This is a genomic window from Streptomyces sp. GL_148 (genome assembly GCF_057834205.1).
In genome coordinates this window covers 7,770,990-7,786,311 of sequence record NZ_CM174396.1, presented here as the reverse complement: position 1 = coordinate 7,786,311, position 15,322 = coordinate 7,770,990, and the positions used below count along the sequence as shown (strand labels likewise).

Annotated in this window: 12 protein-coding genes and 1 pseudogene; 3 read left to right on the top strand and 10 right to left on the bottom strand. The window is 69.7% G+C overall.

Annotation, left to right across the window (positions count from 1 at the left end):
- Window positions 1–482: 482 nt before the first annotated feature.
- Window positions 483–1,322: a class II glutamine amidotransferase gene (locus tag AC3IYI_RS35195; protein ID WP_489407483.1), complete on the top strand. Its 840-nt coding sequence runs from the start codon at window positions 483–485 to the stop codon at window positions 1,320–1,322.
- 112 nt (window positions 1,323–1,434) lie between these two features.
- On the opposite strand, the gene AC3IYI_RS35190 is transcribed toward AC3IYI_RS35195, so the two are convergent.
- The 7 genes and pseudogenes from AC3IYI_RS35190 to ppk2 all read right to left on the bottom strand — a co-directional run bounded on the left by AC3IYI_RS35190 (window position 1,435) and on the right by ppk2 (window position 10,534).
- Complete coding sequence (locus AC3IYI_RS35190; RefSeq protein ID WP_489407482.1) at window positions 1,435–2,277, bottom strand: hypothetical protein; 843 nt, start codon at window positions 2,275–2,277, stop codon at window positions 1,435–1,437.
- Window positions 2,278–2,331: 54 nt separating this feature from the next.
- Window positions 2,332–2,415, bottom strand: a pseudogene (locus AC3IYI_RS35185) (pirin); the annotation flags it as partial.
- A gap of 615 nt (window positions 2,416–3,030) precedes the next feature.
- Window positions 3,031–3,285 carry a hypothetical protein gene (locus AC3IYI_RS35180; protein WP_489407481.1) on the bottom strand — a complete coding sequence of 85 codons (255 nt, stop codon included), beginning with the start codon at window positions 3,283–3,285 and terminating at the stop codon, window positions 3,031–3,033.
- Between the two features lie 136 nt (window positions 3,286–3,421).
- Window positions 3,422–4,921 carry a pyridoxal phosphate-dependent decarboxylase family protein gene (locus AC3IYI_RS35175; RefSeq protein ID WP_489407480.1) on the bottom strand — a complete coding sequence of 500 codons (1,500 nt, stop codon included), beginning with the start codon at window positions 4,919–4,921 and terminating at the stop codon, window positions 3,422–3,424.
- Window positions 4,922–5,160: 239 nt separating this feature from the next.
- Window positions 5,161–7,869 carry a pyruvate, phosphate dikinase gene (gene ppdK / locus AC3IYI_RS35170; RefSeq protein ID WP_489407479.1) on the bottom strand — a complete coding sequence of 903 codons (2,709 nt, stop codon included), beginning with the start codon at window positions 7,867–7,869 and terminating at the stop codon, window positions 5,161–5,163.
- Between the two features lie 115 nt (window positions 7,870–7,984).
- Window positions 7,985–9,685, bottom strand: coding sequence for a SulP family inorganic anion transporter (locus AC3IYI_RS35165; RefSeq protein WP_489407478.1), 1,701 nt, complete (start codon window positions 9,683–9,685; stop codon window positions 7,985–7,987).
- A 54-nt stretch (window positions 9,686–9,739) separates the two neighbouring features.
- Complete coding sequence (gene ppk2 / locus AC3IYI_RS35160; RefSeq protein WP_489407477.1) at window positions 9,740–10,534, bottom strand: polyphosphate kinase 2; 795 nt, start codon at window positions 10,532–10,534, stop codon at window positions 9,740–9,742.
- A 176-nt stretch (window positions 10,535–10,710) separates the two neighbouring features.
- Here ppk2 and AC3IYI_RS35155 point away from each other — a divergent pair, with 176 nt between their 5' ends.
- Window positions 10,711–12,393: a sensor histidine kinase gene (locus AC3IYI_RS35155; RefSeq protein WP_489411788.1), complete on the top strand. Its 1,683-nt coding sequence runs from the start codon at window positions 10,711–10,713 to the stop codon at window positions 12,391–12,393.
- 8 nt (window positions 12,394–12,401) lie between these two features.
- Here the strand turns inward: AC3IYI_RS35155 and AC3IYI_RS35150 are convergent, their stop codons facing one another.
- Complete coding sequence (locus AC3IYI_RS35150) at window positions 12,402–12,902, bottom strand: pyridoxamine 5'-phosphate oxidase family protein (protein ID WP_489411787.1); 501 nt, start codon at window positions 12,900–12,902, stop codon at window positions 12,402–12,404.
- A 125-nt stretch (window positions 12,903–13,027) separates the two neighbouring features.
- Window positions 13,028–13,354: an STAS domain-containing protein gene (locus AC3IYI_RS35145; protein WP_489407476.1), complete on the bottom strand. Its 327-nt coding sequence runs from the start codon at window positions 13,352–13,354 to the stop codon at window positions 13,028–13,030.
- Window positions 13,355–13,616: 262 nt separating this feature from the next.
- Here AC3IYI_RS35145 and AC3IYI_RS35140 point away from each other — a divergent pair, with 262 nt between their 5' ends.
- Window positions 13,617–14,324 carry a response regulator gene (locus AC3IYI_RS35140; RefSeq protein ID WP_489407475.1) on the top strand — a complete coding sequence of 236 codons (708 nt, stop codon included), beginning with the start codon at window positions 13,617–13,619 and terminating at the stop codon, window positions 14,322–14,324.
- Window positions 14,325–14,386: 62 nt separating this feature from the next.
- On the opposite strand, the gene AC3IYI_RS35135 is transcribed toward AC3IYI_RS35140, so the two are convergent.
- On the bottom strand, window positions 14,387–15,262 hold the full coding sequence (locus AC3IYI_RS35135; protein WP_489407474.1) for a universal stress protein: 876 nt from the start codon (window positions 15,260–15,262) through the stop codon (window positions 14,387–14,389).
- Window positions 15,263–15,322: the final 60 nt, after the last annotated feature.

Here is a 15,322-nt window from a genome sequence, read left to right as displayed (position 1 = left end):
GACAGCGCGTGAGCGCCTGGGTGGAAGCCCGCCGGTGCCGGATCCCCGCCGATGCGCCGCTCAGCATGCCCTGACGCTCGCACCAGGGAACCACTTGGCCCTACTCCTGCTCGCCACACTCGCCCTGCTTACGTCCGGAGGCCGTGCGGCCGAACGCATGCGCCCCGCCGACGGCGGAGCGGACGGCTCGGCTGATTCCAGCGCTCACGAAACCGGAGCGATCGCCGTCCGATCCGCGCCGCATGGCAAGGCGCGGCAAAACACGAGAAAATAGGGGTGGCCGGAGTGAGAGCCACCCGATCAGCGGGCACGGCCTCGCCCACAGCACGGAGGAGGCGCCACTCCATTCTCAGCGCGCTCGATGGCAGGGCGGCGGAGTGCGGTGGCAAGGTGACCGGCAAACTCATTGCAGATTCCGGAAGCCGGGGCGAGCGGGAGGAGGTCTTCCCGCAGGTTCAGGTGAGGAAAACAGGTGATCGCTCATGTGCCGATGGCTCGCTTACTCGGGAACACCCCTGCCGCTCGACACCATCCTCTACAAACCGGCCCACTCGCTGATCGATCAGAGCCTGCACTCCAAACTGGGTGTCGAGACAACGAACGGTGACGGGTTCGGCGTCGGATGGTACCCGGAGGGCACCACCGTCGGCACCCCCGCCCTCATGCGAGACGTCGGTCCCGCCTGGAACAACCGCAACCTGCGGGAGCTCGCGGACCACGTCACCTCCCCCTTGTTCTTCGCCCACATCCGGGCATCGACGGGCACGGCGGTACAGCAGACGAACTGTCATCCGTTCCGCCACGGCCGCTGGATGTGGATGCACAACGGCTCCGTCGCCGGCTTCCACGCCATGCGGCGGGACCTCGCCATGCTCGTCGACCCCGCGCTGTACTCCGAGATCGAGGGAACGACGGACTCGGAGATGATGTTCTACCTTGCGCTCACCTTTGGCCTGGAGGAGGACCCGCCGGGCGCCGTCGCCCGGATGGTGGGGCTGGTGGAACGCGTCGGCCGCGAACACGGCGTGGAGAACCCGATGCAGATGACGGTCGCCGTCACCAACGGCACGAGCGTGTGGGCCTTCCGCTACTCCAGCCAGGGCGCCTCACGGTCGCTCTTCTACAGCAGCCGGGTGGATTCGCTGCGCAAGCTGCACCCCGAAGTCACCTTCCTTCAGGAAGTGTCCGACGAGACCCGCCTGGTGGTGTCCGAACCCCTCGGCGATCTGCCCGGTGCCTGGAACGAGGTACCCGAGAGCAGCTACGGCGTCGTACATGCCGGAGCCGACGAGTTGTGCGCCTTCACCCCAGAACCGGTATGACCCGGCGCCGCATTGTCACGCGCCCCCGTCACAACCGACAGCAGACCGACCATGAAGGACACTGAAGGTCCAGCCAAGGGACTGCCCGCTGCGCCACGGAGCCAACCGTGGCCTACGGTCGTTCGAAGGCCTGGAGCGCGCCCCCGAGCGAGAAGCACAGCGCGCCGAGCATCGTCCCCCAGTTGGCGATGTCGGTGTTGACCAGGCTGCCGGTGGCAGGCCGGGTGAACGCGGCCAGCGCCGAGACCATGAAGAGCACCGACCCGAACTGGTTCACCGCAACGATCCACCAGCCGAGGCTGCGCGAGCGGAAGCAGGGCCGGGACCGATGGCAGATCTCGACGAACGCGAGATGCCCGGAAACCAGGAAGAGCACGCACCCGACCACGTCGGGAGCCCAGATCAGCCGGTTGGTCTGCTGCACCGTGAGCCCCTGCAGGAAGGAGCCGAGGAGATTGATGCCGAACACGAGCGTCCCTACGAACAGCACGAACGCGCTCAGCCAGTCCAAACGCATCGGCTCGTACCCCCACCACCTCCAGTCGGCAGTGAGTAGTGGACCACCGCCCGGGGAGTGGCGAGGTGCGTTCAGCACCTGCAAGAGCGAGGTATAGCCCCCCAAGTTGAAGAACAGGCCGCCCGCGAAATAGACCGAGGCACTCTCGACCACGTCGCCCGATCCGAACTGGGCTACGGCGGCGCCGAGGGCGAAGAGTGCTCCCCCGATGAAGAACGCGCCTGAGGCGAGGGCATTGAGTCTTCGAAGGCGGCCGAGGGCCTTTGCGTCGGTGGTCTGGGACATGATGACCGAGTCCCCCGGACCGTGGACCGACAACGCCCCACGCCTGCGCGCGAGCCGCGACTCCCACACCACCAGTTCCCCTTCAGGGCGGTGCCAGGTGAGCCGGGTCGTGAACGGTCCTGCGCCTTCGGCGCGCTGCTCAGGATGTCCCACGACCCGAGCCTAGTCCTGCGGGCAGTGCCTGCCAGGCAGTGAAACGTACTACCCCTCGCCGTAGCGTGTGCCGTTCATCCAGTCTTCGCGGGCCTGTGCGACGTCCTCTTGGGACCGGCCGATCCAGTTCCAGAACAAAGCGCGGCACACCAACGTTTTCGCAGGTCAATTGGGCCTCGGATAGCTGAAGGTCAGCAAACCGTCAGCATCGGTATCCGAGGAGTCCGGGCGCATGGCAGCCACGACACTGGCCCGCGGGATGGGCAGCTTCTTCAAATGCCCGGGCTGATCCCGGGCAGGTGGATGCGGCGGCTCTCCGCGCGGCGGCTCCTGGTCACCGACTCCGCGCCACGGGCCCTGCCGCTGGGGGCGGTTCCGCTCGCGCACCTGGCGGGGCTGCTCACCCCGGCCGTGCACGTCGGGCTCCTGGGCGCCTCCTCTCTGTTTCACGCCTGCGGGCAAGGCGGCAAGCACGCCCTGTTCGCCCCGCTGACCTGGGTGTTCACCTTGCCTTCGGTCCCATCGAAGTCGCCCTGCCCTGTTCGTCACCGACAGCCGCCATGCCGGAGCAGGGTTGCTCGGCTCCTACTCGGGCGCCTTCGAAACCGGAGCCTCATCGGCGCCCTCGCGCTGAGCGCCGCCGTACGCCTTCCCCTGTGGCCAGCCTTGCCGTCCGCGGCTTCCTCATGGACCGGGCCAGCGCCCCCGCCATCCTCGTTGGCTGCGGTGCAGTGCTGATCGCCATCGTCCCCATCAGCACCGTTGCACTGAAGGGTCGGCGACGTTGTCGTGCAGGCGGCCCTCGAGTCGGCGCAGATAGGCCAGCACAGGGCCCAGATATCCGGCCATGCAGGCGGCGCTACCGTCTTGCTTGCGCAGCTGCACAAGATGAGCCAGCGACGCGCGCGCCTGGGCAGCCATCCCCCTCGTCCGGGTTGCCAGCGTGTACCAGCCATTCCAGTTCCAGCTCCAGCAGCCGCTGCGCGGACTCATATTGACCATGGGCATGACGGAATGCGGCGAGATTGACCATGAGCAGAGCCGTGAACGTATCTGCTGTCCCTGCCGAGCGGATGTGCCCGACAAGCGCAGAAGCATGCTGGGCCAGCTCCCAGCTCCGCTCCGGCCGGCCGGTTCGCCGGAGTCAGCGGGTGGTCTGGGTGTCGGCGGCGTGGAGGACTTCACGGATCAGGAGGTCGAGGTCGTCGGTGGTGGTCCGGTAGTTGCACATGCATGCACGCAGGACAGTGCGGCCTCGCGCGGCGACGGTGGCCAGGTAGGCGCGTCCGTTGTCCTGTACGCGGCGGGCGACGCCGGTGTGCAGGGTGTCCGGCTCCTCCTCGCCCGGGTCGGCGATGCGGAAGCAGACGACCGGCCAGGGACCGCCTGCCACGAGTTGGAGCCGGGGTTCGGCAGTGATCTTGTCTCGCAACTGTTCGGCGAGCGTGAGGTAGTGCTCGATCAGGGTGGTGACGCCGCCGCGACCCAGGTGGTTGAGGGTGGCCCACAGGGCCAGTGCCCGGGTGCCGGGTCGGGTCAGCTCGATGGTGGCGTGGGATAGCCAGGGCTGGGCATCCGGTTCGCCCGGGGTGAGGTAGGAGGCACGGTGGGCGAATGCCGTGTGCAAGTGCTCCGGGTCGGGGACCAGCAGGGCTCCGCAGCCCACTGGCACGCTGAGCGTCTTGTGCGGGTCCACGGTCAGGGAGTCGACGCCTCCGATGCCCTGGTAGAGGGAGGCCAGGGCGGGGACGGCGGCGCCGAGGCCGCCCCAGGCGCCGTCGGCGTGGTGCCACATCCCGGTGCTCCGGCACAGGTCGGTGACGGGTTCGAGGGGATCGACGGCGCCGGTGGCGGTGGTACCGAGTGTGGTGATGGTGCAGAAGGGCAGCAGGCCCGCGTCCAAGTCGGCGGTGACCGCGGTGCGCAGCGCGGTGGGGTCCAGGCGGTCGTACGCGTCGGTGGGGACGGGACGAAGCCGGTGGGCCGGCAGACCGATGCAGGCGGCGGCCTTGGAGACGGACATGTGCGCCTGGGCGCTGTAGTAGAGCGTGAGGCGGGCGTGGTCGCGGTCGTAGGCGGGGCCGTCGCCGGAACCGCGGCGGGTGAGGAACCAGGTACGGGCGGTGGCCAGGGCGAGCAGGTTGGCCATGGAGCCTCCGCTGGCCAGGACTCCGCCCGTCGTGTCGGGCAGCCCGGCCAGGCCGGCGAGCATGCGGACGGTGCCGCGTTCCAGGTCCATGAGGGCGTTCTCGCCCATCCCGCAGGTCGCGTTGATGGCGGAAGCCAGCAGTTCGGCCACGAGACCGGCTGGTGCGGGTGGGGAGTTGACCCAGGCGAAGAACGCGGGGTGCCCGTTGCCGGTGGGGTGCGGCGCGATCTCGTCCCGTACGAAGTCCAGTACCCGTCCCAGTTCTTGCCCCGTCTCGGCTAGCGGCGCCTCGCGCAATCGCGTCCGGTGGGCCGGAGCCATGGGACGGGATACCGCGTTCGCCGGGAGGTCGGTCAGGTACTGGGACACCCACTCCGCGGCGAAGACGAGTTCGTCCCGCAGCGTCTTCGGGTGTACCGCGGGCAGCACCTGCCCCAGAGGTGAAACGGTGTCGTTGCACTGGGCCGGTTCCAGGTAAGGCGAGTTGTGGGCCATGGCGGCGGGAAAACCCTTCGTCGTCACAAGGCCCCAGGTCAACGCACCAAAGGACCGTGATCCTAACGAGTAGTCCCACCGGACGACACGCGCGGCAAGAAGTCGAACAGGAGGGCGGGTAACCGCTTCGGGCCGCCGCGTCCGTGGCGTGTGACGCGGCCCTCGCGTTCGGCAGGCTGTACCTCAGCGGGCGACTGAACAGCGGCGGCGAGTACCGAAGGGGATACGCGTCGGCAGTATCACTTCATTTCGTCCGCCCGGCGTTCGTGCAGTGCCGCGCGGCCGGCTTCGAGGCGGGCGACGGGGACCCGGAACGGTGAGCAGGAGACGTAGTCAAGGCCTGCGTCGTGGAAGAAGTGCACGGAGGCCGGGTCTCCCCCGTGTTCCCCGCAGACGCCGATCTTGAGGTCGGGCCGGGCGGCGCGGCCTTCGCGGACCGCGATCTCCACCAGGCGTCCGACACCTTCGCGGTCGATCGTCTCGAACGGGGAGGTCGGGAAGATGCCCTTGTCGAGGTAGGCGGAGAAGAACGCCGCTTCGACGTCGTCGCGGGAGAAGCCCCAAGTGGTCTGGGTCAGGTCGTTCGTTCCGAAGGAGAAGAACTCCGCCTCCGTCGCGATGCGGCCGGCCGTCAGAGCGGCCCTGGGCAGTTCGATCATGGTTCCGACCGGGCACTCCACCGTCACGCCCGTCTCCTGTGCCACCGTGGACAGCACTCCGGCCACCTCCTCCTTCACGAGGTGGAGTTCCTCGACCGCCCCGACGAGCGGGACCATGATCTCGGCTCGGGGGTCGCCGCCCGCCCGCTTGCGCGCCACGACGGCCTCGGCGATCGCGCGCACCTGCATGGCGACCAGTCCGGGTACCACCAGGCCCAGCCGGACCCCTCTCAGGCCGAGCATGGGGTTCTCCTCATGCGTACGCGTGACGGCGGCCAGCAGCTCCCGGTCACGCGGGGTGGCCGACCGGCCGAGCGCTTCGTCCCGCGCGAGGCGCACGGCCAGCTCCGTGCGGTCGGGCAGGAACTCGTGCAGGGGCGGGTCGAGCAGCCGGATGGTGACCGGCAGGCCGTCCATGGCGGCGAGGATTCCGGTGAAGTCTTCGCGCTGCAACGGCAGGAGTGCGGCGAGCGCCGCGTCCCGTTCCGCGTCGGCGCGGGCCAGGATCATGGCCTCCACCAGCGGACGACGGTCGCCGAGGAACATGTGCTCGGTGCGGCAGAGGCCGATGCCCTGCGCGCCGAAACGGCGGGCACGGGCCGCGTCCTGCGGAGTGTCGGCGTTCGCCCGCACTTCCAGTCGCCGGATGCCGTCGGCGTGCTCCATGAGCCGGTGCACTTCGGCGCAGGCCTGCTGTCCGGCGTTGTCCGACAGCTCCCCGCCCTCGTCGAAGTAGCGCACGACCTCGGATTCGACCAGCGGTGCGGCGCCGAGGCGGACCGTCCCGTCGAAGCCGTCAACGGAGACCATCTCGCCTTCCGACACGGTTACTTCACCGGCGACGAACCGGCGCGCGTCCGAATCCACGGACAGTGCGTCGGCGCCGCAGACGCAGACCTTTCCCATGCCCCGCGCGACGACCGCCGCGTGGCTGGTCTTGCCGCCCCGGCTGGTGAGCACCGCCTGGGCGGCGAGCATGCCCGGCAGGTCGTCGGGGGTGGTCTCCTGCCGTACCAGTACGACCTTCTCGCAGGCGGCAGCCCTGCGGACCGCTTCCGAGGAGTCGAACACCACCGCGCCCACGGCCGCTCCGGGCGACGCGGGTACGCCCCGGGCGATGACCGGAGCCGCGGCGTCGGTGTCGAACCGGGGGAACATCAGGCGGGCCAGCTTGGCGCCGTCGACCCGGTCCAGCGCTTCGTCCGCCGAGATGAGGCCCTCGTCGGCCAGTTGCGAGGCGATGCTGAAGGCGGCCTGCGCGGTGCGCTTGCCGATCCGGGTCTGGAGCATCCACAGGGTGCCGTGTTCGATGGTGAACTCGATGTCGCACAGGTCTCTGTAGTGGTTTTCCAGCTGTTCCATGTGCGCGCGCAGCTGCTGGAACGAGGTCGGGTCCAGGGTGGCCAGCTCGTGCAGCGGCACGGTGTTGCGGACGCCCGAGACGACGTCCTCGCCCTGTGCGTTGGCGAGGTAGTCGCCGTAGAGGCCTCGGCGGCCGGTGGCCGGGTCGCGGGTGAAGGCGACGCCGCTGCCGGAATCCGTACCGAGGTTCCCGAACACCATCCGCTGGATGGTGACCGCCGTGCCGAGGTCGTCCGCGATGTGTTCGCGCCTGCGGTAGAGGCGGGCACGCTCGCCGTTCCACGAGGTGAAGACGGCGAGGATCGCCTCGCGGAGTTGTTCGCGCGGATCCTGCGGGAACGTGCGACCGGTCCGCTCGAGGACGAGGTCCTTGAAGGTCTCGACGATCCTGATGAGGTCGCAGGTGTCCAGCCGGGAGTCGTCCGTGACGTGGTGCTGCTCCTTGACGCGCCGGAGCACACCTTCGAACAGTGCGCCGTCGACTCCCATGACGACACTTCCGAACATCTGCACGAGTCGACGGTAGGAGTCCCAGGCGAAGCGCTCCCGCTCCGGCGTCTTGGCCAGTCCGAGTACCGACAGGTCGTTGAGGCCGATGTCGAGGATGGTCTCCATCATGCCCGGCATGGAGAAGCGCGCTCCTGAACGGACCGACAGCAGCAGTGGATCGTCGACCTGTCCCAGCCTCTTGCCGGCGGCCCGCTCCAGCGCTTCGAGGTGTTCGCCGATCTGGCGGTCGAGGTCCTCCGGCGGCTCGCCGGTGGCCAGGAAGGCCCGGCAGGCCTCGGTGGTGATGGTGAAGCCGGGCGGAACGGGCAGTCCCATGCGTGCCATCTCCGCCAGGTTGGCGCCCTTGCCGCCGAGCAGGTCGGCCATGTCACGGCTGCCCTCGGCGAAGTCGTACACGTAGGAACCCCTGGAACCCATGACTGCCACCAGCCTCCTCGGCGGAATGGTGCTCTTGCTCCCACACTGGCTGACCGGCGCCGTCTTCCAGAGGGGCCGGACGGCCCTTCCTGGGGACACCCGGCCCCAGGTCGGCTCAGGCCTCCTCGGTCCCGGCTTCCCGGCTCCAGGCCCGGTAGGCCTCCAGAGCCGTGGGCAGGGTCGGGTAGATGCGGCTCGCGCCCACAGAGGCGGTGAGCCCGTACGCGTCCAGGTCCTCGCGGAGATCCTGTTTGACCCGGGCCAGAGCGAAGACGATTCCGCGGTGCTCCAGTTCCTGGCGGAGTGCGTCCACGGCGTCCAGGGCGGTGATGTCCACTTCGACGTTCGCCTCGGTGTTGAGGACGAACCACCGGGTCCCAGGCTCCTGTTCGTGGACGGCGGCCAGGGCCCGGCGGCGGAAGTTCTCCGCGTTGGCGAAGAACAGCGGCGAGTCGTAGCGGTAGATCAGCAGCCCCGGAACGGTCCGCGCCGTCGGGTAGTCGTCCACGTCGTGCATGCCGGCGAGCCCGGGGACCATCCCCTCCACGGCATCGTGCGGACGGGCCACGCGGGCCAGCAGCTCCACGACGGACAGCGCCACGGCGACGAGGACGCCGTACAGGATGCCGAGGGCGAGCACGCCCACGAGACATCCAACGGCCAGCAGCAGTTCGCGTCGGCGAAAGGCCGCGAGGCGTCGGAACTCGCTGACCTCGACCAGCCGGACCGCGGCATAGACGACGATGGCGCCGAGGACGGCGCTCGGCGTGCGGGCCAAGAGGGGGCCCAGGAAGAGGAGGACCAGCAGCACCGTGAGCGCGGCGAAGAGGGAGTAGGCCTGGCTCCTGGCCTTCGAGGACTGGGCGAGGGCGGTCCGGCTGGCGCTGCTGCTGACGGGGAACCCGTGGAGGACGCCCGCTCCCAGGTTCGCCGCCCCCAGAGCCAGGAGTTCACGATTGGGGTCCAGCGACTGCGGATCCGCCCGGGACGCGAAGGCCCGGGCGGTCAGGATCACGTCCGAGTATCCGACGAGGAGGACACCCAGCGCGGGGACCACCAGCTGGGTCAGGTCGCCGAGCGGTGGAAGCCCCGGCAGCGGCAGCCCGGAGGGTACGGATCCGATCACGGGGATCCCGTACCTGTCGTCAAGTCCGAACGCGGCCATCACGGCAGTGCCGAGGGCCAGGGCGAGCAGAGGCCGGGGAAGGAGACGCCAGTGCCCCGGCAGGGCGAAGAGCAAGGCGAGGGCGGCCAGGGCCAGGCAGACGGTCGGCCAGTGGACGTGCCCGACGTTCATGGCGAAGGAGTACAGCTTCGGCAGGAAGTCCGCGCCCGTCGTGCGCACTCCGGTGAGCCTGGGCAGCTGGTCGACGACCATGATCAGGGCGACACCCGCCAGGTACCCAACGAGTACGGGCCTCGAGAGCAGGTCTGCGAGGAATCCCAGCCGCACGGCCCAGGCCACCATGAACAGGAGGCCGACGACCACTGCGAGGGCGGCCGCGAGCACGGCATACCGGCCCGGGTCCCCGCCGGCGAGCGGTCCGACGGCGACGGCGGTCATCAGCGCGGTGGTCGACTCGGGGCCGACCGAGAGCAGTCGCGAGGACCCGATCAGTGCGTAGAGGACGATGGCAGGCAGCGCGGCCCAGAGTCCCGCGACCGGCGGGAGCCCGGCCACGGCGGCGTACGCCATGACCTGCGGCACCAGGTAGGCGGCGACGGTGACGCCGGCGAGCGCGTCCCGCCCGAGCCAGGACCGCTCATACCCCTGGAGGCCAGGTGGCAGCAGGGACGATCTTCCAAGCCCGGACATCGGTCTCCTCACTGACGGTGTTCCCTGCCGTGTGCGCCCGCCACCCTCCGCACTTCAGCCGTTCTTGAGGGTCGCCGCATGGTCGGGTACGGCGGTCTGCAGCTCCTTGGACGGGCGCTCGTAGCCCGTGGAAGCGGGACGGGGCGGCAGGGTCAGCGAGGGCAGGGCCACGTCCGCGTAAGGGACCGAGGACAGCAGGTGGGCGATCATGTTCAGCCTGGCGCTGCGCTTGTCGTCGCTCTCGACGACGTACCACGGGGAATCGGCGGTGTCCGTATGGACGAACATCTCGTCCTTGGCCCGCGAATACGCCTCCCAGCGGGTGAGGGATTCCAGATCCATCGGAGAGAGCTTCCAGCGCCGCAGCGGGTCCTGGGCCCGGCGGCGGAAACGCTCCTCCTGGACCGCGTCGCTCACGGAGAACCAGTACTTGCGGAGCAGGATCCCGTCCTCGATCAGCATGCGCTCGAAGACCGGACACTGGCGCAGGAAGCGCTGGTGCTCCGTCGGCGTGCAGAAGCCCATGACGTGTTCCACGCCGGCGCGGTTGTACCAGCTGCGGTCGAACAGGACGATCTCACCGGCTGCGGGCAGGTGCTCGAGGTACCGCTGGAAGTACCACTGCGTGCGCTCCCGCTCCGTCGGCGTGGGCAGGGCCGCGATCCGCGCCACGCGGGGGTTGAGGTGTTCGGCGACGCGCTTGATCGTGCCTCCCTTGCCCGCCGCGTCACGTCCCTCGAAGACGACCACGAGGCGGGCGCCCTCCGCCCGAGCCCACTCCTGAAGCTTGACCAATTCCGTCTGGAGCCGCAGCAGCTCGCTCTCGTACGCCGCCTTCTTCAGACCCATCCGGTGTCCCCTCTTCTGGTCGGCCGGTGCTCCGGTCAAGTCAGTCACCGCCGGCATCGGTGCGCAACGATGTCCCTTCCGGTCCGTCCCGTGTCGATACTCTGACACCGGACGGGGGCAGCAAGCCGGAGGAGAAGCGCGTGAGTGTGGGGGATCCGTTGACTCAGGTGCCGCGGATGCGGCTGGACGAGCTGCTCGACGAGCTCCAGGTGCGCATCGACCAGGTCCGCGGCACGCGCGACCGGGTGCACAGCCTGCTGGAGGCCGTCGTGTCGGTCGGGCGGGAGCTGGATCTCGCCCACGTGCTCCGGCGGATCGTGGAGGCGGCCGCGCTGCTCGTCGACGCCGATTACGGAGCGCTGGGTGTCATCGGCCCCGACGGACGGACCCTCTCGCAGTTCCTTACAGTCGGACTTACCGACAAGGAAATCGCCGAGATCGGGCCCTTGCCTGCCGGCCACGGCTTGCTCGGGGAAGTCATCAACCACCCCGAGCCCTTGCGCCTCACCCATCTCGGCGCTCACTCCTCTTCCTACGGCTTTCCGGCGCACCACCCGCCCATGCGGACCTTCCTCGGGGTCCCGATCCGGATCCGCGACGAGGTCTTCGGCAACCTGTACCTCACGGACAAGCGCGGCGGGATCGACTTCGACACCGAGGACGAGACGGTGATCTCCACCCTCTCCGTGGCGGCGGGCGTGGCGATCGACAACGCGCGACTGTACGAGGGCTCCCAGCGCCAGCAGCGGTGGCTCAGGGCGAATGCGGAGATCACCGGCAGCCTGCTGTCCGGCAGTTCGCGCCCGGCGGTCCTGGAGCTCATCGCCCGGCGCGCACAGGAGATCACCGCAGCGCGGCTCGCGGACATCTCCATGCCGGTGGCCGGAGCCGAGGGCCTGGTCGTCGAGTTCGCGGTCGGCGCCGACAGCGAAGCACGTCAGGGACTCGTCGTCCCCTTCACCGGAACGCTCTCGGGAGCCGCGCACCAGACCGGCCGGCCCGTCGCGTCCGTGCACGCCTCCGACGATGACCGCTTTACCGCCGATGTCCAAGTACAGGGAGGGCTGGGCCCTGCTGTGGCGGTGCCGCTGGGAACCACCGCCGGAGCGAGCCGGGGCGTCCTGCTGCTCGCGCGCCCGGTGGGCGATCCGGCTTTCGGCGAAGGGGAACTGGAGCCGCTCGTCGCCTTCGCCGGGCAGGCGGCGCTGGCCCTGGAGCTGGCGGAGCGGCGGCGGGACGCCGAGCAGATCGCCCTGCTGGAGGAGCGTGACCGGATCGCCCGCGACCTGCACGATCTCGCCATCCAGCGGCTGTTCGCCACCGGCATGACCCTGCAGAGTGCCGCTCGCCTCGTCGAGCACGAGGGGGCTGCGGAGCGGGTCGGCCGTGCGGTCGACGATCTCGACGAGACCATCAAGATCATCCGATCGACGATCTTCGGGCTGCGTACGAAGGACCGCGAGAGCGGCCCCGGGCTGCGGGCCCGCGCCGCTCGCGCTGTCGGCGACGCGGCCGCCGCCCTCGGCCATCCGCCGCGGCTGAGCATGGAAGGCCTTCTCGACACGGACGTGCCGCCGCAGATCGCCGACCACGTCATGGCGGTGCTCGGCGAGCTCCTGAGCAATGCGGCCCGCCACGCGCAGGCCACCCGCGTAGGGGTGACCCTCAAGGCCGCCCCGGGGGAGATCATGCTGACCGTCTCGGACAACGGCAGGGGGATTCCGGCGCAGGGGCGCAGGAGCGGCCTGCTCAACCTCGCCGAACGGGCCGAGGGCCTGGGCGGAACCTTCTCCGTCGACACCCCCGACGACGGAGGCAGCAGGCTCGTCTGGAGGGCGCCACTGCCCACCGGGAGCTGACGCCACGGTCACGACGGGCCCCGGGCTGCCGACGCGGGGGGCGTCCTGTCCGCCTCCAGCCTGAATCCGGTGACGAGATCGGGGCGGATCCGCAGAGCGCCGGCCATGGGGTGCGCCACCCACGGACGGAGGAGTAGCGCATAGCGGTCGACCTCGTCGGCATCGGCTACCAGGCTCGCGTAACCGGTGACGACCACGCTCCACCCGAGATGAGTGTCGGGGTCGATCGCATCCGCTTCGTAGGCGACCACCACACCGGGGACATCGGCGGGCGCCACCAGAGAGGCGAGCGCACCGTCGTCGTGGATCCGTACGATGATCTCCCCGCCCTCGACGAGGTGGTTGACCGGACGGACGGCAGGCAATGCGTGCTGTGTGAAGACGATGCGCCCCAGGGACACCGTCGCCACCAGCCGCAGGGCCTCGTCCCTGTCCAGCTCCCGCATGCGTCGGACAGTGGTCCCGTTGCGCACTTGACCGTCGGCCTGCAGGGTGCCGTTCTGGTCCATGATGCGCACCTTCGTCTCGTCCATCGGTTTGCGCCGCTTCCGGGACACCAGCCTCCCTCACGGTCAACAGGACAGCCAGGGCCGGATGGTCCCCAACCGCGCACCGGTTTCGGATACGGCCGCGCCTACGTCGCCACGAGCTGGAGCCTCCGGTCGACTCCCAGCACCCTCATGGACTTGACCAGGAGGTGCGGCACGTCGCAGAGGACGAGCCGTGCGCCCCCTGCTCGGCAGAACCGGTCGAGCCGGAGGAAGAGTTCGATGCCCGAGCTGTCGCAGAAGGAGATCCCGGACAGATTCAGGACCACGAGCCGGTGGCCCGACCCGGCGAGGTCACGCAGGCGAGGCTCCACCCGTCCCGCCGTGTGGAAGTCGAGCTCTCCGGCGAGGGCAACCCGCGCGCCCCGGTCGTCGTGGGCCACGGCCTTCAGGTCGATCAAGGCGGTCGTCATGGAACCCTCCGCGCTGTATGCGGCTCAGGCGAGCCGCGCCATTCCCCGTGCGGAACCAGTTCATGCGAGCCGAGTACACCGGGGAAGGTCCGGCCGGCCCCTCGGCAGGGCCGAAGGTCCCTTTCCGAGTGGGCCCGCCCGGCGCCCGTCGTACGGAGCGCCTGCTCAAAGAGGGCCGATCGGCCCTGTCCGTTCGGCCCCTCCGGGAGGCAGGATGCTGGAGTTCGTGCGCACAGGACGAACCCGGCGAAGGAGTTGTCCCATGACCGACAGCGGTGCCCTCACCCCCACGAAGACGCCGATCACGGTCTTCCTCCTCGACGATCACGAAGTCGTTCGCCGCGGAGTGCACGACCTGCTGGATGCCGAGCCCGACCTGACCGTGGTCGGCGAGGCAGGCACGGCGGAACAGGCGCTCGTCCGGATTCCCGCTCTGCGTCCCCAAGTGGCTGTGCTGGACGTCCGGCTCCAGGACGGTGACGGGGTGAGCGTCTGCCGTGAGCTGCGCTCGCGGATGCCCCAACTCGCCTGCCTGATGCTCACGTCGTTCGACGACGAGGACGCCCTGTTGGACGCCGTGATGGCGGGTGCCTCCGGATACGTGCTGAAGCAGATCACCGGCACCGACCTGGTCACGGCCGTACGTACCGTCGCGGCCGGCCAGTCCATGCTGGACCCGGGCGCCACGACTCGCCTGATGGCCCGGATGCGCGGTGATGTCCCCAAGGAGGAGCAGGTCCCGGGCCTCCCCGGCTTCACCGACCGGGAGAAGGAGATCCTGGTCATGGTCAGTGAAGGACTCACCAACCGCGAGATCGGCAAACGGATGTACCTCGCGGAGAAGACGGTGAAGAACATCATCTCGCGGCTGTTCACCAAGCTCGGTGTGGAGCGTCGCGTCCAGGCGGCGGTGATCGCCAGCCACACCTTGATCCCGCCCAGCCAGCACCCGGTCCCGACGGCCAAATAGTCGTCAGTGGGGGGCCGGGCGCGCCGTACGGCGCGCCCGGCCCCCCACGTTCGCCCGTCGGCTCAGTGGTGCGGCACCACGGCGACGGGGCAGGCGGAGTGGTGCAGGACGGCATGCGCCACGGATCCGACGCGTGCCCCCACGGAGGATTCGCGGACCCTGCGACCGACGACGATGAGTTGCGCGTCCGAGGATGCCGTCAGCAGCACGTGGCCCGCGCTGCCCTGCTCCACGTGCTCCCTCACGTCCACGTCGGGGTACTTCTGCCGCCAGGGCTCCAGGGCCTGGTCCAGCGCGGCCTTCTCGTAGGGCTCCAGACCGCCGAACTGGTCGGCGATCCACATCGATCCGGGGCTGTAGCCGTAGACCGGGGGCAGGCTCCAGGCGCGTACGGCGCGGAGCGGGGCCTTGCGTGCGGCGGCCGCCTCGAAGGCGATGCGCAGCACCTCGGCGGACTCCTCCACGCCACCCTGCTGGCCGACGACGACCTCGCCCAGCTCGGGCAGGGCCACCGGCCTGTCGTATGCCGAGCGCACCGAGACCACGGGGCACTCTGCCGCGGCGATCACCTGCTGGCCGTAGGAGCCCAGCAGGAATCCCACCAGGGCGCTGTGCCCACGGGTGCCGACAACCAGCATTTCGGCGCCCTTGGCCGCGTGCAGCAACGCCGGCACCGGCACGTCGGAGAGCAACTCGACGGTGAGGGCAAGTCCCGGGTACCGGTGGGTGAGTTCTGCCTCGGCTTCCCTCAAGGTGTCATCGGCGCGCCGGGCTTCGGTGTCGCGGTGCTGGGCGATCGGCTGTGCCAGCGGCTGCCAGAGCCAGGCGTGGACCATGTGCAAGGGCAGGTCGCGCCGTACGGCTTCGCGAGCGGCCCAGTCGGCCGCGGCCCGGCTTTGCGGGGATCCGTCCACTCCGACGACGAGGGTGCGCTTCACGGGTCTGTCCTCCGTACTGATGCCGGGGCATCGGGATCGGCCGGCGGGGGAAGCGGCACC